The sequence below is a fragment of the Streptomyces sp. NEAU-sy36 genome (genome assembly GCF_013423905.1).
GTDB lineage: Bacteria > Actinomycetota > Actinomycetes > Streptomycetales > Streptomycetaceae > Streptomyces > Streptomyces misionensis.
In genome coordinates, this window is the sequence record NZ_CP058977.1 from 2,726,324 (window position 1) to 2,748,223 (window position 21,900).

At 72.5% G+C, this 21,900-nt stretch carries 20 protein-coding genes; 7 read left to right on the forward strand and 13 right to left on the reverse strand.

Features of this window, described 5'->3' with window-relative positions; genetic code table 11:
* Window positions 1–52: 52 nt before the first annotated feature.
* From HZZ00_RS12585 to xylB, 3 genes are all read right to left on the reverse strand, one after another.
* Window positions 53–1,537 carry an APC family permease gene (locus HZZ00_RS12585; protein WP_180332256.1) on the reverse strand — a complete coding sequence of 495 codons (1,485 nt, stop codon included), beginning with the start codon at window positions 1,535–1,537 and terminating at the stop codon, window positions 53–55.
* A gap of 280 nt (window positions 1,538–1,817) precedes the next feature.
* Window positions 1,818–3,026: an ROK family transcriptional regulator gene (locus tag HZZ00_RS12590; RefSeq protein ID WP_180332257.1), complete on the reverse strand. Its 1,209-nt coding sequence runs from the start codon at window positions 3,024–3,026 to the stop codon at window positions 1,818–1,820.
* A gap of 36 nt (window positions 3,027–3,062) precedes the next feature.
* On the reverse strand, window positions 3,063–4,508 hold the full coding sequence (xylB, locus tag HZZ00_RS12595) for a xylulokinase (RefSeq protein ID WP_180332258.1): 1,446 nt from the start codon (window positions 4,506–4,508) through the stop codon (window positions 3,063–3,065).
* Window positions 4,509–4,706: 198 nt separating this feature from the next.
* Here xylB and xylA point away from each other — a divergent pair, with 198 nt between their 5' ends.
* Both xylA and HZZ00_RS12605 read left to right on the forward strand, forming a co-directional pair.
* The gene (gene xylA / locus HZZ00_RS12600) at window positions 4,707–5,873 is read left to right on the forward strand and encodes a xylose isomerase (protein WP_180332259.1); all 1,167 of its coding nucleotides are present in this window, start codon (window positions 4,707–4,709) and stop codon (window positions 5,871–5,873) included.
* Between the two features lie 268 nt (window positions 5,874–6,141).
* Window positions 6,142–6,324 carry a hypothetical protein gene (locus HZZ00_RS12605; RefSeq protein ID WP_070026425.1) on the forward strand — a complete coding sequence of 61 codons (183 nt, stop codon included), beginning with the start codon at window positions 6,142–6,144 and terminating at the stop codon, window positions 6,322–6,324.
* Window positions 6,325–6,358: 34 nt separating this feature from the next.
* Here HZZ00_RS12605 and HZZ00_RS12610 read toward each other — a convergent pair whose 3' ends face one another.
* Complete coding sequence (locus tag HZZ00_RS12610; protein ID WP_180332260.1) at window positions 6,359–7,219, reverse strand: hypothetical protein; 861 nt, start codon at window positions 7,217–7,219, stop codon at window positions 6,359–6,361.
* A gap of 291 nt (window positions 7,220–7,510) precedes the next feature.
* On the opposite strand from HZZ00_RS12610, the gene HZZ00_RS12615 reads away from it, so the two are divergent.
* Window positions 7,511–8,416 (forward strand): oxygenase MpaB family protein, encoded by a 906-nt coding sequence (locus HZZ00_RS12615; protein ID WP_180332261.1) that lies wholly within the window; start codon window positions 7,511–7,513, stop codon window positions 8,414–8,416.
* Here HZZ00_RS12615 and HZZ00_RS12620 read toward each other — a convergent pair.
* Window positions 8,393–8,926, reverse strand: coding sequence for a PadR family transcriptional regulator (locus HZZ00_RS12620; RefSeq protein WP_180332262.1), 534 nt, complete (start codon window positions 8,924–8,926; stop codon window positions 8,393–8,395). The two genes, HZZ00_RS12615 and HZZ00_RS12620, sit on opposite strands and share 24 nt — an antisense overlap.
* Window positions 8,927–9,042: 116 nt before the next feature.
* Between HZZ00_RS12620 and HZZ00_RS12625 the strand changes: the two genes are divergently transcribed.
* Entirely contained in the window at window positions 9,043–9,798 is a 756-nt protein-coding gene (locus HZZ00_RS12625; protein WP_180332263.1) for an alpha/beta fold hydrolase, read from the forward strand.
* 4 nt (window positions 9,799–9,802) lie between these two features.
* Here the strand turns inward: HZZ00_RS12625 and HZZ00_RS12630 are convergent, their stop codons facing one another.
* Entirely contained in the window at window positions 9,803–10,402 is a 600-nt protein-coding gene (locus HZZ00_RS12630) for a class I SAM-dependent methyltransferase (protein ID WP_180332264.1), read from the reverse strand.
* Between the two features lie 118 nt (window positions 10,403–10,520).
* On the reverse strand, window positions 10,521–10,949 hold the full coding sequence (locus HZZ00_RS12635) for a PPOX class F420-dependent oxidoreductase (RefSeq protein WP_180332265.1): 429 nt from the start codon (window positions 10,947–10,949) through the stop codon (window positions 10,521–10,523).
* Window positions 10,950–11,040: 91 nt separating this feature from the next.
* Here HZZ00_RS12635 and HZZ00_RS12640 point away from each other — a divergent pair, with 91 nt between their 5' ends.
* Together HZZ00_RS12640 and HZZ00_RS12645 are read left to right on the forward strand one after the other, a co-directional pair.
* Complete coding sequence (locus tag HZZ00_RS12640; RefSeq protein WP_180332266.1) at window positions 11,041–11,454, forward strand: roadblock/LC7 domain-containing protein; 414 nt, start codon at window positions 11,041–11,043, stop codon at window positions 11,452–11,454.
* A gap of 126 nt (window positions 11,455–11,580) precedes the next feature.
* Complete coding sequence (locus HZZ00_RS12645) at window positions 11,581–12,660, forward strand: DUF6397 family protein (RefSeq protein WP_257585761.1); 1,080 nt, start codon at window positions 11,581–11,583, stop codon at window positions 12,658–12,660.
* A 33-nt stretch (window positions 12,661–12,693) separates the two neighbouring features.
* Here HZZ00_RS12645 and HZZ00_RS12650 read toward each other — a convergent pair whose 3' ends face one another.
* A complete protein-coding gene (locus HZZ00_RS12650) occupies window positions 12,694–13,563 on the reverse strand; it encodes an acyl-CoA thioesterase II (RefSeq protein WP_180332267.1) in 870 nt (289 codons plus the stop codon).
* A gap of 19 nt (window positions 13,564–13,582) precedes the next feature.
* Complete coding sequence (locus tag HZZ00_RS12655) at window positions 13,583–16,096, reverse strand: DEAD/DEAH box helicase (protein ID WP_180332268.1); 2,514 nt, start codon at window positions 16,094–16,096, stop codon at window positions 13,583–13,585.
* 145 nt (window positions 16,097–16,241) lie between these two features.
* Here HZZ00_RS12655 and HZZ00_RS12660 point away from each other — a divergent pair, with 145 nt between their 5' ends.
* On the forward strand, window positions 16,242–17,036 hold the full coding sequence (locus HZZ00_RS12660) for a metal-dependent hydrolase (protein WP_180332269.1): 795 nt from the start codon (window positions 16,242–16,244) through the stop codon (window positions 17,034–17,036).
* 14 nt (window positions 17,037–17,050) lie between these two features.
* On the opposite strand, the gene HZZ00_RS12665 is transcribed toward HZZ00_RS12660, so the two are convergent.
* From HZZ00_RS12665 to HZZ00_RS12680, 4 genes are all read right to left on the reverse strand, one after another.
* Complete coding sequence (locus tag HZZ00_RS12665) at window positions 17,051–17,314, reverse strand: type B 50S ribosomal protein L31 (protein ID WP_180332270.1); 264 nt, start codon at window positions 17,312–17,314, stop codon at window positions 17,051–17,053.
* Between the two features lie 60 nt (window positions 17,315–17,374).
* Window positions 17,375–17,845, reverse strand: a complete 471-nt coding sequence (locus tag HZZ00_RS12670) for a DUF5709 domain-containing protein (RefSeq protein ID WP_070026436.1) — start codon at window positions 17,843–17,845, stop codon at window positions 17,375–17,377.
* 210 nt (window positions 17,846–18,055) lie between these two features.
* Window positions 18,056–19,837 (reverse strand): ABC transporter ATP-binding protein, encoded by a 1,782-nt coding sequence (locus HZZ00_RS12675; protein WP_180332271.1) that lies wholly within the window; start codon window positions 19,835–19,837, stop codon window positions 18,056–18,058.
* Window positions 19,834–21,642 carry an ABC transporter ATP-binding protein gene (locus HZZ00_RS12680; RefSeq protein WP_180332272.1) on the reverse strand — a complete coding sequence of 603 codons (1,809 nt, stop codon included), beginning with the start codon at window positions 21,640–21,642 and terminating at the stop codon, window positions 19,834–19,836. The genes HZZ00_RS12675 and HZZ00_RS12680 overlap by 4 nt, the downstream gene beginning before the upstream one ends.
* Window positions 21,643–21,900 lie beyond the last annotated feature (258 nt).

Here is a 21,900-nt window from a genome sequence, read left to right on the forward strand (position 1 = left end):
GGGGGCACGGGGTGCGGTCGCCCGCGCCCGGTCGGCCCGGTGCGGGCGCCGGTCAGCCGGGCACGGTGCCGTCCCGGCGGGGGACGGCCGGTTCGCGCTCCTCCATGTGGACCCGCGCGGTCTCGGCTATGCGATCGGGGTGGCGCCGGAGCAGCACCAGCAGCACCACCACGCCCGCTGCCAGCCAGACTCCGACCACGGGACCCGCGTAGGACACCGGAGCCCTCAGCTTGGCCACGAAGGTGAACACTGGAAGACCGGCGGCCGTCAGCAGCGCGGGCACGAAGGCGGCGATGCCCAGCACCGGGAACAGCAGGTGCCGCACCGGCTTGAGGGCGCCGCCACCGACCCGTACGAAGTGGCCCGCGCAGGCGAGGTTCACCACGATGTAGACGCCGATGACGACCGTCACGATCACCGTGGCGAGCAGCAGGAACGCCGTTTCGGGGCCGTAGCCGAGGCCCAGCCCCAGCACGGCGGCGACGGCCACGACGGTCTGTACCGCGATGCCCGCCACGGGGGAGCGGTGCCGGGGATGGAGCGTGGCGAGCAGATGGGGCAGGACGCGGATCCGGGCCAGGGCGAAGGCCGTACGCGTCGACACGTTGGCGCACGCGTTGGCGTTGGCGATCGTGGAGTTGACCACCGCGAGGAACAGCAGCACCCAGAAGAGGCCGAACGAGGCCCGGGCGACCCCCTCCCAGGAAGCACTGCCGGACGCACCGAACCCGGCGAACCGGTCCGGCCCGAAGTAGACGGTCATCGCATAGGTCGTGACGACGTAGAACAGGCCGATGCCCAGGGCGGCGCCCAGCACCGCGCGGTGCATCGTCCGCCGGGGCTCGCGCGTCTCCTCGGCGAGCGGTGCCGCCGCCTCGAATCCGGCGAACGCCAGCACGGTGTACACGGACCCCGCGAAGACGCCGCCGACACCGCTGTGTCCCCCGGCGGTGTGCGAAGTACCGAAGACCGACAGGGTGTTGCTGCTGCCCGCCCTGCCGATCAGCAGCACCGCGAACACCAGGAAGACAAGGACTTCGAAGGCGCCGAGGACGGTGCCGAAGCGGGCCGAGGCCCGGACGCCGAAGTACCCCGCGACGGCGATCACGGCGGCGCCCACCAGGGGGTAAGGCCACCACAGATTCGCCGGGTACGAGGGCCACTCGTCATGCAGTGTGCCCGCCACCGTGAAGCCCAGTTGCAGGAGCAGCAGCGGAGGGACCAGCATCTCCACGAAGACGTACCCCCAGCCGACGAGGAAGCCGACCGCCGGATGCAGTCCACGCGCCGCGTAGGTGGCGACCGAGCCGGCCGCGGGTAACTCCCGCGCCAGCTCCGCGACGCAGGAGGCGGTGAACAGGCAGGCCACCAGGGCGATGAGCACCGCCAGCGGCAGGCTGCCGCCCGCGAAGGCGGCGCCGGCCGGGATCGACGCGGCCACCGCGGCGGCCGGCGCCATCGCCGTGACGCTCTGGAACAGGACTTCGCGCAGCCCGATGGCGTCACGCCGCAAGGTCCCGCTGGTCTGCCCGCGCATGTGTCCCCCGATGTCCGTCCGTCCGCTGCCGCCCGATCTGTGCGAATGCTCCGAAGTCACGAGGCTGACGCGGGACCTGACGACCAGGCAGCGCGCACCTCGCGTGATTCACGGTACGGCGCGGCCGGGTCCGGCAGAAGGGTGCGCCACGGTTCCGTGGACAAGCCGAAGCTTGTGGACAACTCGGCCACTCGTTCGGGTGAGTGCCGTGCACAGACGGGCCGGTGGATGCACCGGAGCCGCCTGCCGAAGCGTTTCCGATCAGGGGGGAAAGCGGGCGTCAGGAACGCTGCGCCACGGCGGCCGGATCGTCCAGCACGGCCCGGACGACGGAGTGCGCCGCGCCCAGCAAGGGGCCCTCGGGGCCGAGCGGCGACACCGCCACCGGACAGGTCGGGCCCGCGGAACGGCCCGCCAGTTCCGCCTTCAGCGAGGGCAGCAGCCAGGGCGAGAGGCCGGCCAGGGCACCGCCCAGGACCACCGTCTCCGGGTCGAGCAGGTTCACCGCCCCGGTCAGGGCGATGCCGAGCGCGGTGCCGGCGTCCCGCAGGGCCGCGCGCACCCCCTCCTCGCCCTGCTCCGCGCGCTCCGCGAGCAGTCCGACGAGATCCTGACGCGGTTCGAGTCCCGCGGCGCGCAGCACCGCCTCCTGGCCCGCGTACTGTTCGAGACAGCCACGTCCGCCACACGCGCACGCGGGCCCGTCCGGCCGCACCGGCACATGTCCCAACTCGCCCGCGAAACCCCGTGTGCCGCGCAGCAGTTGCCCGTCCACGACGACCGCGGCACCGATGCCGATCTCCGCCGACACGTGCAGGAACTCACGGGGGGTTCCGGCGCCCAGCCACAGCTCGGCCAGCGCGCCGAAGTTGGCCTCGTTGTCCACGATGAGCGGCCAGTCGTCGCCCAGCAGGGCGCCGAGGTCCGTGTCGCGCCAGTCGAGATTGGGGGCGCGGACGACCGTCCGTCCGTCACGCGCCACCAGTCCCGGTACGGCGACCGCGAGTCCCGCCGGCCACAGCTCCTCGCGCCCGGCCTCGGCGACGACCTGGCGGACCAGCGACATCAGCTCCGCGGTCACGGCCTCGGGCGCCCGGCCGCGGTTGGCGCCCCGGCGCGCTGCCCGCGCGCGGACCGTACCGCGCAGATCGACCGCGCACACCGCCAGGTGGTCGACGCCGATCTCCGCGCCGATCCCGGCCGGACCGCGGCCGCTCACCGCCAGCGCCGACCCGGGCCTGCCCACCCGGCCCGGCCGCTCGGGGCCCAGTTCCTCCAGCAGCCCGGTGCGGATCAGCTCGTCCACCAGGGTCGACACGGCGGCCCGCGTCAGGCCGATGCGCGAGGCCACCGCGGCCCGGGACAGCGAGCCTTCGGCGCTGACCGCGTGCATCACCCGTGCGAGGTTGCGCCGGCGCATGCCCTGCTGGGTGTCCGGCAGGGCTGGGCCGACCCCCTGGGGGAGGGACTGGTTCAGCGGTGCGGTCATGCCGGCGTCATTCCTCGGTCCGTGGGGTGGCGGGGCTCAGTGGTCCTCCGTCGCCCGTTCCAGCAGCGGAGCCGCGTCGGAGAGTACCCCGCTGATCCGGGCCAGCGTCTCCTCGTCCCGGGGCACGGCCTCCAGGACCGGGCCCGCGGTCGTGTTCCAGCGGCGCGCCACGGCCGCCGGATCCTCGCCGGTCAGCAGCCCTGCCGCCTGGGCCGCCGCGCCCAGGGCGACCAGCTCCCTCGCCTCCGGGATCCGCACGGGCCGTCCCGACAGCCGGCGCACGGTCTGCTGCCAGGCCCGGCCCCGCGCCCCGCCGCCGATCAGCAGCAGCGGGCTGTCACGGTCCGCGTCCTCGTCGAGGACCAGGTCGAGCGCGCCGAGCAGGGCGTGCACGGCCCCGTCGTAGGCCGCCTGGAGCAACTGGCCCGGGGTCGTGTCGTGGCGCAGCCCGTGCAGCAGTCCGGAGGCGTTCGGCAGGTTCGGGGTCCGCTCGCCGTCCAGGTACGGCAGGAGCGTCACGGAGCCGCCGGGGGCCACGGCCTCGCGGTCCAGGCCGAGCAGGGCCGCGACGCGGTCGACGGCGAGCGTGCAGTTCAGGGTGCAGGCCAGCGGCAGCCAGTCGCCGTGCGCGTCGGCGAAACCCGCCACCGTGCCGGTCGGGTCGGCCGGGCGGCGCCGGGAGACGGCGTACACCGTGCCGGACGTCCCCAGGCTCAGCACCGGGGTGCCCGGCCGCAGCCCGAGCCCCAGGGCCGCCGCCGCGTTGTCACCGGTTCCGGCCGCCACCAGAGTGCCTCTGGAGAACGGCAGGTCATGGCCGTCGCGGACGGTCCCTGCCACCTCGCCCGGCCGCACCACCCGGGGCAGCAGCGCCGGGTCGAGCCCGATGTGCGCCAGGGTCTCCTCGTCGTACCGCTCCGTGCCGGACGCCCACCAGCCGGTGCCGGAGGCGTCACCGCGGTCGGTGACGGCCTGCCCGGTCAGACGCTCGGTGAGGTAGTCGTGGGGGAGCCGTACGCCCTTGGTCGCGCGGACCGCCTCCGGCTCGTGCTCGGCCAGCCAGGCCCACTTCGTCGCCGTGAACGACGCGCCGGGCACGCTGCCGGTGCGCTCCGCCCAGGCCTTGGGGCCGCCCAGTTCCGCCACCAGCCGACGGGCCTGCGGCGCCGAACGGACGTCGTTCCAGAGCAGGGCCGGGCGCACCGGATCGCCGTGCTCGTCCAGGGTGACCAGGCCGTGCTGCTGGCCGCCGACCGACACCGCGGCGGCCTCGTGCGCCGGTTCACCGCACTGGCGCAATGCCTCGCACAGGGCGTCCCACCACTGGCGCGGATCACTCTCCCGGCCCGGGCCGGAGGAGACGGTGTGCGAGGCCTGGCCGCTCGCCACCACCCGCCCGGTGGACACGTCGACGACCAGGGCCTTCGTGGACTGGGTGGACGTGTCCACACCGACGACGAGCGGACCCTCGGCTGCTGACATGGCGCTCTCCCTACTTCCGCGGCTCGCGGGGTGTGCTGTGGCGCGCTCCCCGGGGCACCCCTTGGCTGGGCGCTGGTGGGAGACACCGGTCGAAGACACCCTGTGGTCGAAGACACGTTGTCTTTTCCCGGGGGTGCGTCCGCATACTAATTTGTAAACGGCCATGACGAAATAGCCGCAAGAGCAAGGAGCCGCGCGATGAGCTACCAGCCCACCCCCGAGGACAGGTTCACCTTCGGCCTGTGGACCGTCGGCTGGCAGGGGAGGGACCCGTTCGGCGACGCCACCCGCCGCGCCCTCGACCCGGTCGAGACGGTGCAGCGCCTGGCCGAGCTCGGCGCCCACGGTGTGACCTTCCACGACGACGACCTGATCCCCTTCGGGTCCTCCGACGCCGAGCGCGAGACGCACATCAAGCGCTTCCGCGAGGCCCTGGACGCCACCGGCATGAAGGTGCCCATGGCCACCACGAACCTCTTCACCCACCCCGTCTTCAAGGACGGCGCGTTCACCGCCAACGACCGCGACGTGCGCCGGTACGCGCTGCGGAAGACGATCCGCAACATCGACCTTGCCGCCGAACTGGGCGCCGAGGTCTACGTCGCCTGGGGCGGCCGCGAGGGCGCCGAGTCCGGCGCCGCCAAGGACGTGCGCGCGGCCCTGGACCGCATGAAGGAGGCGTTCGACATCCTGGGCGAGTACGTCACCGCCCAGGGGTACAACCTCCGCTTCGCCATCGAGCCCAAGCCGAACGAGCCGCGCGGTGACATCCTGCTGCCCACCGTCGGCCACGCCCTGGCCTTCATCGAGCGCCTGGAGCGACCCGAGCTGTACGGCGTCAACCCGGAGGTCGGCCACGAGCAGATGGCGGGCCTGAACTTCCCGCACGGCATCGCGCAGGCCCTGTGGGCGGGCAAGCTCTTCCACATCGACCTCAACGGCCAGTCCGGCATCAAGTACGACCAGGACCTGCGGTTCGGCGCCGGCGACCTGCGGGCGGCGTTCTGGCTGGTCGACCTGCTGGAGAGCGCCGGTTACGAGGGCCCGCGGCACTTCGACTTCAAGCCGCCGCGGACCGAGGACCTCGACGGCGTGTGGGCGTCGGCCGCCGGCTGCATGCGCAACTACCTGATCCTCAAGGAGCGCTCGGCCGCCTTCCGCGCCGACCCCGAGGTGCAGGAGGCGCTGCGTGCCGCCCGCCTGGACCAGCTCGCCGAGCCGACCGCGGCCGACGGCCTGCAGGCCCTGCTCGCCGACCGCGCCGCGTTCGAGGACTTCGACGTCGATGCGGCCGCCGCCCGCGGCATGGCGTTCGAGCGGCTCGACCAGCTGGCGATGGACCACCTGCTGGGCGCGCGCGGCTGACATCAGGGGCCGGGGAGCGCCGAGCCCACCGGCGCCGCGCTCTCCGGCCCTCCTTCCCGTACGCCGGCGTCGTGACCCAGGTCAGGGCGCCGGCTCCGCGCGTGCCGCCCGGCCGACGGGTCCGACCGACGGACTCGGCCGGTGGTCCCCGGCGGCTCCACTAGGGGCGCATCTCAGGGAAGTCTCAGGGGCGAGGCCCGGAACCGCGGGGCGCGGGATGCCGTTCTCACAGCAGAGAACGGCAGCGGCCGGGAAGGAGGCGACGTTCATGTCCAAGAACGCGAAGATCGCCGCAGGAGGTGTGGCGGTCGGTCTGATCCTGCTGATATGGCTGCCATGGTGGGTGGCGTTCCTGATCATCGTGGGCGTCCCGGCGGCCGCCTACCTGGCGCTGGACCCCTCCCAGCGGCGCAGGCTCCGCAGGGTCACGCGCAAGGAACTCGGCCGCTGAGCCAGGCGGACAGGACCCTGTCCGCCGTACCGGCTCACAAGGGCCGTACGGCCAGTTTGTCGAGTGCTTCGAGCAGCCCGGGCAGTTCCGGGCCTCGGCCGACCGGCAGCACCTCGCCCGGCTCGTCGTCGAGGAGGACGAAGGCGATGTCGTCGGTGCGGGCCACCATCGACCAGCCGGGGCCGTCGGCACGCAGGGTGCGGGCGTCCCCGGAGGCGAACGAGGAGCGCACGCGGCCCAGTGGGGGCGGCGAGTCGACGTAGGCGCGCGCCTCCGCGAGCACCCGCCGGACCCCTGGGTGGCCGCCCTTCGACGGGCCCGTCGCTCCCTCGCCGCTCTCCTCGGCCCGTGTCGAAGGCGCGGTGGCGGGGGCCCGGCCGGTCGGCGCGGCGAACTCGTCGTCGTTGATCTGCTGCCGCCACGCCGCCCACTGCGACGCGATCTCGTCGGCGCCCAGACGTCGCTGAGCCGGGCCCCACACACTCGTGTCCGGCGGGCTCAGCGGAGGGCGGTCGGCCGTGTCGGGCCCGGGATCGTGCGGCGCGGGGACGCCGGGGGCCGCCACGGCGACCGCCAGCGGCCAGCCGGGCAGGGCGGTCACGATGGCGTGCTCGTCCGGCGACAGCTCGTACTCCAGGCCGCAGTCCCAGGACGCGATCGCCACGGCGACCAGGGAGACATCGTCGATGACGACCGTCCAGCGGGCGCCGTCCCCGTCCTGCCCCAGAACCAGGCCGTACCCGTCGGCGCGGGGTGCGAGCCCCAATGTGGCGCACGCCTCCGGATAGTCGTCGCCCAGCACGCTCGGAAACTGCGCCGGCGTCAGCAGTACCGCCGTCAGCACATACAGCGCATCGTCCGCGGCGGCGACGGTCCCATCGTCCGTCCCGGCCATGCCTGCCTCCCCAATGGCTCGTCCAACCGCGCGCACCCTAAACCGGACGGAAGGACCTTGTCACGACTCCTCACACCACCCGGACCTGCAGCTTTCCGCCTGGACGGGGGCGAAACGGCCACGGTCTCCACGGGACTTCCCCAGACCGTGCCCACCCTGGAAAGGCCCCGGGCGCGAAACCTGTCGAACGCGCGCCCCGATCACCCTCCGAAACGGGGTGGGGGCGGCCGTGGTCCATGTCCGCAAGCACACCGTAGAGTTGGACCCCGGCAGCAGAAGGGGGACGACGCGGTGAAACGCTTCGAGAGGCTGGAGCGGATCCGCCGGCTGGACCCGGTGGCGGATGCGCTGGAGATCTACCGGCTCAGCGCTGCCTACGAATTCCCCTGGGACTACACACGCGCCCTGGAACTGGCCCTCTACCGCACTTATGCCGTGCCGAGCATCGGCCGGCTCCTCGCGCGGACGGCCGAGCTGACCGAGCGCACCCAGAAGCGCTACGACGACACCGCGCTGCTCCTCGACACCGTCATGGAGCACGGCTTCGCCGCCGAGCAGGGACGTACCGCGATCCGGCGCATCAACCAGATGCACCGCAGCTACGACATCAGCGACGACGACATGCGCTATGTGCTCAGCACCTTCGTCGTGGTGCCCCGGCGCTGGATCGACGCCTACGGCTGGCGCCGGCTGTCGCGACACGAGATCGTCGCCACGGTGGAGTACTACCGGACCCTCGGCCGGCACATGGGCATCCCCGACCTCCCCAGGACGTACGAGGAGTTCGAGACCCTTCTCGACACCTACGAGGAGGCCAACTTCGGCTGGGACGAGGGAAGCCGGCAGGTGTCCGACGCCACCCTCCGCCTGATGGCGTCCTGGTACCCGCGCCCGCTGGCACCCCTGCTGCGCACCGGGGTGCTCGCCCTGCTCGACGAGCCGCTGCTGCGCGCGTTCCGCTATCAGAGGCCCGGTGCGGGCACCGTCGCGCTGGTGCGGCGTGCCGTCAGGGCGCGCGGCCGGGTGGTACGGTTGCTGCCGCCGCGCCGCGCGCCGCACTTCGCGCGTCAGAACCGGGAGATCAAGGGGTACCCGAACGGCTACCGCGTGGCCGACCTCGGTACTCGCCCGGTCCCGGGACTGCGCGGCTGCCCGGTGCGGCACCTGGACACCTCAGCGGCCGACGTCGGCGAGTGACGCCAGGGTGTCGCGCAGCCAGGCGAGTTCGGCCCGGCTCGTGGCACGCGCGATGGTGAGGATGCCCTGCCGGAAGGGATCGTCCACCTCCTCGGCGCCGATCGGCCGGTCACCGTCGTAGAAGAAGCTCGTCGGCTCCTCCAGGAAGGCGAGCCGCCGGCGCAGCACCGCGGCCTGGGCGGCCGGGTCCTCCAGATGCCGCAGGAAGGCGAGCAGCACGAACCACTGGTTCTCGTCGGTGATCTCGCGCTGCGCGGGTTCGGCGAGCCGGCGCAGCAGCTCCCGCCGCCCTTCCTCGGTCGGGCGCAGCACATGGCGCGGCGCGGCCACGGCCCCCGGCTCGGTGGCCCGCACCAGCAGGCCCGCCTTCTCCAGCCGCTTGATCGCCGGATACAGCGTGCTTTCCGCGACGGGCCTGACATGGCCGGTGAGCGCCGCGATGTGCCGGCGCAGGACGTATCCGTGCAGCGGGGCCTCGTACAGGAAGCCCAGGATGGCGAGTTCGAGCATGCCCGCATTCTTCCGTACGGCGACGCGGTACAGCGACGTCTAGATACTCCATGGACGCGATACCTCGGTATCGATGTATAGTCCCCGATGGTGATCAGGAGAGATGGGAGGACGCGATGCGGCAGGCCGCATTCGACGATGAGGGAAGCCGGATCCGCTGGACGGAGGCGTCCGGAGAAGAGCCCGCCCGGGTCTATCTCCACGGACTGGGATCGATGTCCACGGCGTACCACGCGCACATCGCCGCCCGCCCGGAACTCGCCGGCCGGCGCAGCCTGTTCGTGGACCTGCCCGGCCACGGCCTCAGCGACCGGCCCCGGCACTTCGGCTACACGCTGGAGGAGCACGCCGACGCGGTCGCGGCCGCGCTGGACGCGGCAGGGGTCGCCGGCGCCGAGCTGATCGCGCACAGCATGGGCGGTGCCGTCGCGATCGTGCTGGCGCACCGACGGCCGGAACTCGTCTCCCGGCTGGTGCTCACCGAGGCCAACCTGGACGCCTTCCCGCCCCTGACGGCGGGCAGCAGCGCGATCGCCACCTACGGGGAGCAGGAATTCGTCGAGGAGGCGTTCCCGCGCGTGCTGGATGCCGTAGGCCCGCAGTGGGCGGCCACCATGCGGCTGGCGGACCCGCGCGCCCTGCACCGCAGCGCGGTCGGGCTGCGGCGCGGCTCCGACCCCGTGATGCGCACCATCCTCGCGGCCCTGGACATCGACCGGGTCTATCTGCAAGGGGAGAAGAGCGGTGAACTCGCGGACCGCGAGCGGCTGGAAGCCACCGGGGTGCGGGTGCTGACGGTGCAGGGCGCCGGGCACAACGTCATGTTCGACAACCCCGACGCCTTCGCCGCCGCCGTCACCGGAACGATCTGACCCGTCAGCCCTCGCGTACGGCGAGGGCGAGGAAGCGGGCGTCCTGGTCGGTGTACGACGTCATGCGCCATCCCGAACCGGCGAGCAGCGGGCGGAGGTTGGGCTCCGCCCGCAGGTCGTCGGGCGTGAGCCGGCGGCCCTGGCGCGCCGCCAGGGCCGCCCGGCCGATGGGGTGGAACAGGGCCAGCGTCCCGCCGGGCCGCACCACCCGGGCGAGCTCCCGCAGGTTCTCCTCGGGGCGCGGCAGATGCGCGATCAGGCCCGCGGCGAACACCGCGTCCAGGGACCGCGAGCGCAGCGGCAGGACCGTCACGTCCGCGAGCAGCAGCAGCCCCGCCCGGTCCCGGCCCGCCCGTGCGGCCTCCGTGAGCATCGCCGGGGTCAGATCGGCACCGAGCACCACCCCGGTGGGGCCCACGGCGGCCCGCAGCGGGGGCAGCGCGCGCCCCGTTCCACAGCCCGCGTCCAGCACCCGGTCGCCCGCCCGCAGCCCCAGCTCGGCCACGGCGGCCGTATACGCGGGCCCGTCGTCGGGGAACTTGCGGTCCCAGCCGGCGGCGCGGGAGGTGAAGAACTCCTGGACGTGCGTGTGATCGTCGCTCATGTCCCGCATGATGCCCCGCTCCGGCGCCGGTGCGCGGCCCGGGTCGGGTATCCGGCGGCTCCGCCGGGCGGGGCACCGGGGCCGGCGGGGCTTTGCGTGGCGGTCGGCCGGGACCCGCTCAGGCCGCCAGGTCCCGCACCGCCACCGCCTGGTCGACGGCGACACGGACCAGCAGCTCGCCCGGCACGCCGTTGCGGGCACCGAACTCCTCGGCCCGGTCCTCGCCCATGTACCGGGCGGCGACCTTCGCGGCCCAACGGCGCAGTTCCGCCGGGTCCTCCGACAAGCGGGCGCGGCCGCTCAGCATGACGAAGTGGAACGGCGGCCGGTCGTCGTCCACACACAGGGCGATCCGCCCGTCACGGGCGAGATTGCGCCCTTTTACCGTGTCCCGGCCGGTCAGGAAGACCACTTCGTCCCCGTCCAGCAGAAACCACACCGGGGCCACATGAGGGCTCCCATCGGCGCGAACGGTGGACAGCTTGCCGGTGCGGGTGCCCTCCGAGACGAACGCCCGCCACTCCTCGTCGGTCATCTTCTGTGCCATGCGCCCATCCTGCTTGCCCGGACGCCGCACGTGGGGAAGGCTGGCTGAGGGTTCCTCCAGCCAGGGGGAGACATCACACGGGGAGACGGAAATGGCGCAGAACCAGGGACTCGGCTGGCTCCTGGACGATCTGACGGAGCGTGTGGACGACGTCCGGCACGCACTCGTCCTGTCGAACGACGGACTGGTCACCGGAGCGAGCACGGGCCTACGCCGTGAGGACGCGGAACACCTGGCGGCCGTGGCATCCGGACTGCACAGCCTCGCCAAGGGCTCGGGACGCCACTTCGGCGCGGGCGCGGTACGCCAGACGATGATCGAGTACGACGACGCCGTGCTGTTCGTGACCGCGGCCGGTGCCGGGAGCTGTCTGTGCGTGCTCAGCGGGGCGGCGGCCGACATCGGACAGATCGCCTACGAGATGACGCTGCTCGTCAACCGGGTCGGCGAACATCTCGGCGTCGATGCGAGAAAGCCGGAGCGAGCACCCGGCACAGACCTCTGACCTGCGAGTTCGCAAGGATCCATGGAGTTATCCACAGGCTCGCCACGAGAAAGGTGAATCCGGCTACGGTGTGTGCACGGCGAACGCACAAGGCGTGAGCCACCCACTCCACGGGGGAGTACGACCATGTCGGCGAACACCTTCGACCCCACCCGTTCCGACACCTGCACACCGAGCCGGGCCGCTCGTGAACTGGGGCTACCGCGCGGCGAGTTCGACCTGGCGATCCAGCTCGGCCATGTGCGGACCCTGCCCGACGAGGGCGGGGGAGGCGGCCGGCTGGTGGAGCGCGCGGAGCTCGACCGGCTTCGGGCGCAGGACGGGTTTCCGGACACGTTCAGCGATCGGGTACGAACCGTGGGCACGGCGGACGGCGCCGCCCTCATGGACGTCCCGGCCGGTCGTTTCACCCGGCTCGCGCGGCTGGGCCTGCTCGTGCCCGTCGGGTTCTACGTCAACCGGTACCGGACCGTGGTCTGGTTGTATCTCGCGCAGGAACTGAAGCAGTTCGCGGCTGCCGCCGAAAACGCGCACCTGCTCAAGGGGCGTACACCCGAGACGCTGCGCAGCCAGCTCACGGACGGAGTGGACCTGCGGGCCCGCAACTGGCGTACGCGCCGGCTCGGATGTCTGCTCCGGCAGGCCGACAACGCGTGGGCGCGGGCCGGAGCAGTGGCCGCCTTGCTCCCACCGGTCGAGGTCGCCGACGTCGTGAAGGACCCGTACGAGCGGGCCCGGGTGAACCGGTGCCGGCCCGCGCTGCCCGAACCGGCCCTTCCCGGCGCCTCGTCCGGCCACCTCGCAGAGCGGATCACGACCGCGCAGGACGCGGACGAGATCGAGTGGCTGCGCAGCGAACTCGCCACCTACGTCGCGGAGGCACGCGGCCTTTCACCCGCCACACGTGCGGCCCTCCGCCGTCCCCGGCCGTCGAGGCGACCGACGGCCCGCCCCATCCCGCCCATGGCGCGCACGATCACGGGTGCTGTGCGGACGCCGGGCGGAGCGGCCGGGCCGCCGGACTGGGGCGCCGAACTGCGCCGGGCGGCCGCGGCGCACGTGTCGGAGTGGCCCCGTACGTCGCCGGCGCTGCCCGCCCTGCCCCCGACGCTGCGCAACCACGGAACCGGACCTACTCTGCCACGCTCCACGCGGCGCCTGCGCGCCTGGCTGCGGCGCGCAAATCCCCGGCCCGCCGAGGTGTGAGCCTCGCGGCCGAGCACTCGGCCGACGGCCCGCTTACAGGGGCCTGAACAGGCCCTCCTGGACGACCGACACGAGCAGCCGCCCCTCCAGGTCGTAGATCCGTCCGCGGGCCAGTCCGCGCCCGCCGGTGGCGATCGGCGATTCCTGGTCGTACAGGAACCACTCGTCTGTGCGGAACGGCCGGTGGAACCACATGGCGTGGTCCAGCGAGGCCATGTCGAAGCTGCGGCGGCCCCACAACGGCTCGACGGGGATGCGCACCGCGTCCAAGAGCGTCATGTCACTGGCGTAGGTCAGCGCGCAGGTGTGGACCAGCGGATCGTCGCCCAGCGGTCCCACCGCGCGCATCCACACGGCGCTGCGCGGCTCGGCACCCTCGACCTCCTCGGCGGTCCAGCGCAGCGGGTCCGCGTAACGGATGTCGAAGGGCTGGCGGCGCACCATCCGCTCCAACTGCTCCGGCAGTGAACCCAGGTGCTTGCGTATCTCCTCGGCCACCGTCGGCAGCGACTCGGGGTGCGGCAGCTCCCGAGCCGGCGGCAGCTGGTGCTCGAACGGTCCTTCCTCAGGCTTGTGAAAGGAGGCGGTCAGATTGAAGATCGTGCGTCCCTGCTGTACGGCGGTGACCCGGCGCGTGGTGAACGAGCGCCCGTCGCGGACCCGCTCCACCTGGTACACGATCGGCACGCCCGGCCGGCCCGGGCGCAGGAAGTACGCGTGCAGCGAGTGCACCGGGCGGTCCCCGTCCGTGGTGCGGCCGGCGGCGACCAGGGCCTGGCCCGCCACCTGGCCGCCGAAGACCCGCTGCAGGGACTCCTGCGGGCTTCGGCCACGGAAGATGTTGACCTCGATCTGCTCCAGGTCGAGCAGATCGACCAGTCTTTCGGCCGGGTTCGTCGTCATGGGTGGGATTCTCCTGTGGTCACAGCTGGCCGACATCGGTGACGCGTACGACCGCACGGCCCTCGGCGTCGGAGGCCGCGAGGTCGACCTCCGCGCTGATGCCCCAGTCGTGGTCGCCGTTGGGGTCGTCGAAGATCTGGCGGACCCGCCAGAGGCCGTTCTCCGGCTCCTCCTTGATGACCAGCAGCTTGGGGCCGCGGGCGTCGGGTCCGGTGCCGAGGTCCTCGTACTCGTCCCAGTACTTGTCCATCGCCTCGCCCCACGCGTCGGCGTCCCAGCCGGCCTCGGCGTCCATCTCGCCCAGTTCCTCCACCTGGTCCAGCGCGGCCAGCTCCACGCGGCGGAAGAGCGCGTTGCGCACCAGCACCCGGAAGGCACGCGCGTTGGTGGTGACGGGCTTGACCTCGTCGGCCTTCTCCTGGGCCTGCTCGGCGGTCATCTCCTCGGGGTTCGCCAGCTGCTCCCACTCGTCCAGCAGGCTGGAGTCCACCTGGCGCACCATCTCGCCGAGCCACTCGATCAGGTCCTGCAGGTCCTCGGACTTCAGGTCGTCCGGGATGGTGTGGTCGAGCGTCTTGTAGGCGCTGGCGAGGTAGCGCAGCACGATCCCCTCGGTGCGCGCCAGCTCGTAGAAGGACACCAACTCGGTGAAGGACAGCGCCCGTTCGTACATGTCGCGGACGACCGACTTCGGCGACAGCGGGTGGTCACCGACCCACGGGTGGCTCTTGCGGTAGGTGTTGTAGGCGTGGAAGAGCAGCTCTTCCAGGGGCTTCGGGTAGGTGACGTCCTGGAGGCGCTCCATGCGCTCCTCGTACTCGACGCCGTCGGCCTTCATCGCGGCCACGGCCTCGCCGCGCGCCTTGTTCTGCTGGGCGACGAGGATCTGCCGCGGATCGTCCAGGGTGGACTCGACCACGGACACCATGTCGAGGGCGTACGACGGCGACTCGGGGTCGAGGAGTTCGAACGCGGCGAGCGCGAAGGTCGACAGCGGCTGGTTGAGCGCGAAGTCCTGCTGGAGGTCGACCGTGAGCCGGACGATGCGGCCCTCGGCGTCGGGCTTGTCGAGCTTCTCCACGATGCCGCCGTCGAGCAGCGAACGGTAGATCGCGATCGCCCGGCGGATGTGCCGCAGCTGCTGCTTGCGCGGCTCGTGGTTGTCCTCCAGGAGATGGCGCATCGCCTCGAACGCGTTGCCCGGACGGGCGATCACCGACAGCAGCATGGTGTGCGTGACCCGGAAACGGGACGTCAGCGGCTCCGGTTCCGAGTCGATCAGCTTCTGGAAGGTGTTCTCCGTCCAGGCGACAAAGCCCTCCGGCGCCTTCTTGCGCACCACCTTGCGCCGCTTCTTCGGGTCGTCGCCCGCCTTCGCCAGCGCCTTCTCGTTCTCGATGACGTGCTCCGGCGCCTGCGCGACCACCAGGCCGGCCGTGTCGAAGCCCGCCCGGCCCGCGCGGCCCGCGATCTGGTGGAACTCGCGCGCCCGCAGGGTGCGTACACGGCTGCCGTCGTACTTGGTCAGCGCGGTGAACAGCACGGTGCGGATGGGCACGTTGACGCCGACACCGAGCGTGTCCGTACCGCAGATGACCTTCAGCAGACCGGCCTGGGCGAGCTTCTCCACCAGGCGCCGGTACTTGGGCAGCATGCCGGCGTGGTGCACACCGATGCCGTGCCGCACGTAGCGGGAGAGGTTGCGGCCGAACTTCGTGGTGAAGCGGAAGTTGCCGATCAGCTCGGCGATCTGGTCCTTCTCCTCCCGGGAGCACATGTTGATGCTCATGAGCGCCTGGGCCCGCTCCACGGCCTGCGCCTGCGTGAAGTGGACGATGTATACCGGAGCCTGCTTGGTCTCCAGCAGCTCGGTGAGCGTCTCGGTGAGCGGGGTCAGCTTGTACTCGTAGGAGAGGGGCACCGGGCGGGTCGCCGAACGGACCACCGAGGTGGGCCGCCCGGTGCGGCGGGTGAGGTCCTTCTCGAAGAAGGAGACATCACCCAAAGTGGCCGACATCAGGATGAACTGCGCCTGGGGCAGCTCCAGCAGCGGGATCTGCCAGGCCCAGCCGCGGTCGCCCTCCGCGTAGAAGTGGAACTCGTCCATGACGACCTGGCCCACATCCGCGTCCTTGCCGTCGCGCAGCGCGATCGAGGCCAGCACCTCCGCGGTGCAGCAGATCACGGGGGCGTCGGCGTTCACGGAGGCGTCGCCGGTGAGCATGCCGACGTTCTCGGTGCCGAAGAGCTTGCACAGCTCGAAGAACTTCTCCGACACCAGTGCCTTGATCGGCGCCGTGTAGAAGGTGACCTCGTCCCGGGCCAGCGCGGCGAAGTGCGCACCCGCGGCGATCATGCTCTTGCCGGAGCCCGTGGGGGTGGAGACGATCACGTTCGCCCCGGACACCGCTTCGATCAGCGCCTCTTCCTGGTGGGGATAGAGGGTGAGGCCGCGCTCCTGGGCCCAGGACTCGAAGGCTTCGTACAGGGCATCGGGGTCGGCGGTCGGCGGCAGCTGATCGATGAGGGTCACGCTCCCATCTTGCCTGGCCTCCTCCCCGATCGGGGAATCGGCTGTGGCCGGCAAGATCACGACGGCTACGCTGTGTCGCCGACGAAGCGTCACGGCACCAGGTCAACTGGACAGCGGTACATGAGGAATGGGGCGGGAAGCGGCCATGATGGGACCAGCACACTCACTGTCGGGGGCCGCGGCCTGGCTCGGGGTCGGAGCGGCCGCCGCCGCGGCCGATCACCCGATGCCCTGGCCGGTTCTCCTGGTCGGCGCCCTGATCTGCGCGGGCGCCGCGCTCGCCCCGGACCTCGACCACAAGGCGGCCACCATCTCGCGGGCCTTCGGGCCGATCTCGCACTGGCTCTGCGAGATCGTCGACAAGCTGTCCTACGCCGTGTACAAGGCGACCAGGAAGAAGGGCGACCCGCGCCGCTCCGGCGGCCATCGCACGCTGACCCACACCTGGGTGTGGGCGGTCCTGATCGGCGCCGGCTGCTCCGCGGTGGCGTACACCGGGGGACGCTGGGGCGTGCTGGCGATCCTGTTCGTGCACATGGTGCTGGCGATCGAGGGTCTGCTGTGGCGGGCAGCCAGGGGCTCCAGCAGCGACATACTGGTGTGGCTGCTCGCGGCCGCCACTGCGTGGATCCTGGCGGGCATCCTCGACCAGCCCGGAAACGGCTCGGACTGGCTGTTCGGCGAGCCCGGGCAGCAGTACCTGTGGCTGGGGCTGCCGATCGTGCTGGGCGCGCTGGTGCACGACATCGGGGACGCGCTGACGGTGTCGGGCTGCCCGATCCTCTGGCCCATCCCGCTGGGCCGCAAGCGCTGGTACCCGGTGGGTCCGCCGAAGGCGATCCGGTTCCGGGCGGGCAGCTGGGTCGAGCTGAAGGTACTGATGCCCCTGTTCATGGTGCTCGGCGGAGTGGGCTGCGCGGCGGCGCTCAATGTGATCTGAGCCCGCCCTCCGCGTCAGGTGGCGTCGCCCGCGTCCGGGCCGCCGTAGCGGCGCTCGAAGCGGGCGATGCGGCCCTCGGTGTCGACCGTGCGGGCCTTGCCGGTGTAGAAGGGGTGGCTCTCCGAGGAGATCTCCACGTCGACCACCGGGTAGCTCTGGCCGTCGTCCCAGTCGATGGTCTGCTCGCTCTGTGCGGTGGACCGGGTCAGGAAGGCGTATCCGGCGGCGCGGTCGCGGAAGACCACGGGGTGGTAGTCGGGGTGCTTGTCCTGCTGCATGGCGGCTCCTCGTGCGGGGCGGTCGGGCGGGGCCTGGACGGACCGGCGGGGGCCCGCGGATCAACCGGAGAGGGAGTCCTCGTCCACGATGTGCATCGCGGCCTCCTCGGCGGACGCGGCGGCGCCGTCGATGCCGACGTCGCTGGCCACGAGGGCGGCCTCCTCGTCCTCGTGCACCCCCTCGTCGGGGGCCACCAGCCGGCCGGAGCGAAGGTCGCCGACCTCGTTGTCGAGGAGTTCCCCGTCGGTGCCCTCGCAGTCACCGATGCCGTCGCCGCCCGGGACGTCGCGGTCGGGTGTCTCCTCGGCGAGCCGCTGGTCGAGGGTCTCGCCCGCGTGGCGCTCCGCCGCGGTCACACCGTTGTGCTCCACCGCCCACGGCCGCTCCGGGGGCGACCAGCCGCGGTCGAGGGGGTCGTCGACACCGTCGAAGTCCAGAGTGTCCTCGACGTCGAGCACCCCCGAGTCCTCCCGGATCTCCGAGGGGTCGGGCTGGTAGACGTCGTCCCCCCAGCTGTCGGCGCTGTCCACGACTACCTCCAGGTGGTGAGGACGGCCGGGTGCCGCCGAAACGGGCGGCGGGCCGTCGGCACGCACGGCATGGATATCACCCGGTGCCCACCAGGTGGTTTTCGGGTGGAACCCGATGCTGTGCCCTTCTCCAGACTTCCACTGCTGCTCACCACCGCGCAACGGCACGAGTCCCGGGCGGCTGTCTTGGAGTCCGCCCGGGCCGGATGCTCAGCCGTGCCAGGAGCGCCACAGGGCCGCGTACGCACCGTCCGCCGCGACAAGGTCGTCATGGCTGCCCAGCTCGGTGATGCGGCCGCCTTCCACGACGGCTATCGCGTCGGCGTCGTGGGCCGTGTGCAGGCGGTGGGCGATGGCGACGACCGTGCGCCCGTCGAGGACGCGGGCCAGGGAGCGCTCCAGATGGCGGGCCGCGCGTGGGTCGAGGAGCGAGGTCGCCTCGTCCAGGACCAGCGTGTGCGGATCGGCCAGCACCAGTCGGGCCAGCGCGACCTGCTGGGCCTGTGCCGGAGTCAGGGCCAGCGCGCCGGACCCGACCTCGGTGTCCAGACCCTCGTCCAGCGCCCGGGCCCAGCCGTCGGCGTCCACGGCGCCCAGGGCCGCCCACAGCTCGGCGTCGGTGGCACCGGTGCGGGCCAGCAGGAGGTTGTCGCGCAGGGAGCCGACGAAGACATGGTGCTCCTGGTTCACCAGTGCCACGTGCGAGCGCACGCGTTCGGCCGGCATCCGGGACAGTTCGGCACCGCCGAGAGTGATCCGGCCGTCCCGGGGCGCGTAGATCCCGGCGAGCAGCCGGCCCAGGGTGGACTTGCCCGCCCCCGAGGGGCCGACCAGGGCGAGCCGGGTGCCCGGAGCGACCCGCAGGGAGACCTCGCGCAGCACGTCGACGCCCTCGCGGTAGCCGAAGCGCACCCGCTGGGCGTGCACCTCCCGCCCGTCGGGAGCCACCGAGGCGTCCCCCGCGTCCGGTTCGATCTCCCGGACACCGACCAGGCGGGCGAGCGACACCTGGGCCACCTGCACCTCGTCGTACCAGCGCAGGATCAGGTTCACCGGGTCGACGAGCATCTGCGCGATCAGCGCACCCGTGGTCAGCTGGCCCACCCCGAGCCAGCCGTGCAGGACGAAGACTCCGCCGACCATCAGGACCGAACCGAGGACGAGGACGTGGACCGTGTTGATCACCGGGAAGAGCACGGACCGCAGCCACAGCGTGTAGCGCTCCCATCCGGTCCACGCCTTGATCCGCTGCTCCGACAGGGCGACGCGGCGGGCGCCCAGACGGTGTGCCTCGATGGTGTGTCCCGCGTCCACGGTCTCGGCGAGCGCGGCGGCGACGGCGGCGTATCCGGCGGCCTCCGAGCGGTAGGCGGAGGGTGCCCGCTTGAAGTACCAGCGGCAGCCGACCACCAGCACCGGCGCGGCGATGAGCACCGCCGCCGCGAGCGGCGGGGCCGTCACCACGAGCCCGCCGAGCAGCAGCAGTGCCCAGACGACACCGATCGCGAGTTGCGGCACGGCCTCCCGCATGGCGTTGGCCAGCCGGTCGACGTCGGTGGTGATGCGGGAGAGCAGGTCACCCGTGCCCGCCCGCTCCAGCACGCCGGGCGGCAGCCCGACCGAGCGGACGAGGAAGTCCTCGCGCAGATCGGCGAGCATTTGTTCGCCGAGCATGGCACCCCGCAGCCGTACCTGCCGGACGAACCCCGCCTGCACGGCGAGCGCCAGCAGGAACAGGGCGACGGTCAGGCCCAGACGCAGCTCCCGTGCCCCGTCCGACACCCGCTGGACCAGGTCGCCGAGCAGGTAGGGGCCCACCATGGACGCGATCACGGCCACCGTGTTCACGCCGATCAGCAGCAGGAAGGCCCGGCGGTGCCGGCGGAACAGCTCGGCGACATAGGCGCGCACGGTCGAGGCCGCGCCCACGGGCAGGGTGGTGGCGGTGGTCGGGGCCGCCGGGTCGTATGCCGGTGGCGCGACGCCGATCATGCGCTCTCCTCGATCTCTTCCAGTTCCTGGAGGGTGTCCCGCAGCACACCCTCGTCGTCCGTCTCCCGGGTCACCACGGCCCGGTACCGGGGCTCGCCGTCGAACAGTTCGCGGTGCGTGCCGCTCGCCACGGCCTCGCCCTCGTGGACCAGGACGACCCGGTCCGCGCGGTCGAGCAGCAGCGGCGAGGAGGTGAACACCACCGTGGTGCGCCCCGAGCGCAGCCGGCGCAGTCCGTCGGCGACCCGGGCCTCGGTGTGCGAATCGACCGCCGAGGTCGGCTCGTCCAGCACCAGCACCTCCGGATCGGTGATCAGGGACCGGGCCAGCGCGAGCCGCTGGCGCTGGCCGCCGGAGAGGGACCGGCCGCGCTCGGTGATGCGGGCGTCCATCGGGTCGGCGACGTCCACGGACCCCTCCACCAGCGCGTCCAGGACGTCCTCGCACCGCGCGGCCGCGAGGGCCTCGTCGGCCGAGACGGCGCCGGACGCCGGGACATCGAACAGTTCCCGCAGGGTGCCGGAGAGCAGCACCGGGTCCTTGTCCTGGACGAGGACGGCCGTCCGGGCGACGTCCAGCGGGAGCCGGTCCAGGGGCGTGCCGCCGAGCAGGACCGAACGGCCCGGTTCCGTGGGATGGCCGCCGAGCCGCTCCGCGAGACGCCCGGCCGCGTCGGGGTCGCCGCACACGACGGCGGTGAGCCGGCCGGCCGGGGCGACCAGCCCGGTGGCGGGGTCGTGCAGTTCACCCCTGGGCGCTTCCGCGAGACCGTCCGCCGCGGTGGTGGTGCCGCCGGTGTCGGCCGTGGCCGGTCGGCGCAGCGACAGCACCCGTGCGGTGCGGGTGGCCGAGGGGCGGGAGAAGGAGTAGGACATGGCGATCTCTTCGAAGTGCTGCAGCGGGTAACTGAGCACCATCACCGCGCTGTAGACGGTGACCAGTTCGCCGACGGCGATACGGCCCTGGCGGGCCAGCTGGACGCCGTACCAGACGACCGCGATCAGCAGCAGGCCCGGCAGCAGCACCTGGACGGCGGAGATCAGCGACCACATCCGGGCGCTGCGCACCGCCGCGTGCCGCACCTCCTGGGAGGCGCGGCGGTAGCGGTCGAGGAACAGTTCCTCGCCGCCGATGCCGCGCAGCACGCGCAGTCCGGCGACGGTGTCCGAGGCCAGCTCGGTGGCCCGGCCGGCCTTCTCGCGCTGCACGTCGGCGCGGCGTGTCGCGCGCGGCAGCAGGGGCAGTGCCGCGAGGGCCACCACGGGCAGCCCGGCGGCGACGACCACGCCGAGCGAGGGCTGGTAGACGAGGAGGCCGACGCAGACAAGGACCACGGTCAGCGCGGCGGCGGTGAAGCGGGACACCGCCTCCACGAACCAGCCGATCTTCTCCACGTCTCCCGTGGACACGGCGACCACTTCTCCGGCCGCCACCCGGCGGGTCAGCGTCGAGCCCAGCTCGGCCGCCTTGCGGGCGAGCAGCTGCTGGACGCGGGCGGCGGCGGTGATCCAGTTGGTGACGGCGGCCCGGTGCAGAAAGGTGTCGCCCACGGCCACGGCCGCCCCGCACAACAGCATCAGGGCACCCGCCAGCGCCAGCCGCCCGCCGGACCGGTCGACGACCGCCTGTACGGCGAGGCCCACGCAGAACGGCAGCGCGGAGACGGCGACGAAGTGGAGCAGCCCCCAGGCCAGCGCCTTCAGCTGGCCGCCCAGCTGGTTACGGAAGAGCCACCACAGAAGTCGGGGACCCGAGTGTGCGTCGGGCACGCCCGGGTCGGGATAGGGAAGGTCTTGAATCTGCATGACGTCCAGACGGCTCGTGACAGCGTGTCGGCAAACGACGGCAGCCGGCGGGGGCTGCCCGGGACAAGCCGTGAAAGGTTCGCGTCACAGAGTCGTGAATTTCAAACGGTTTTCCCGCCAACCGGGCGCCATGTCGCCAAGCGCGCCGCGGGCGCGGATCGACGCCGACCGGCGGGACCGGGGCCTGATCGAGGCGCGGGCGCCCTCGGCGGCTCCCGTCGGAAGGCCCGCCGTGGACGGCCCGCTCCCCGGCCCTGG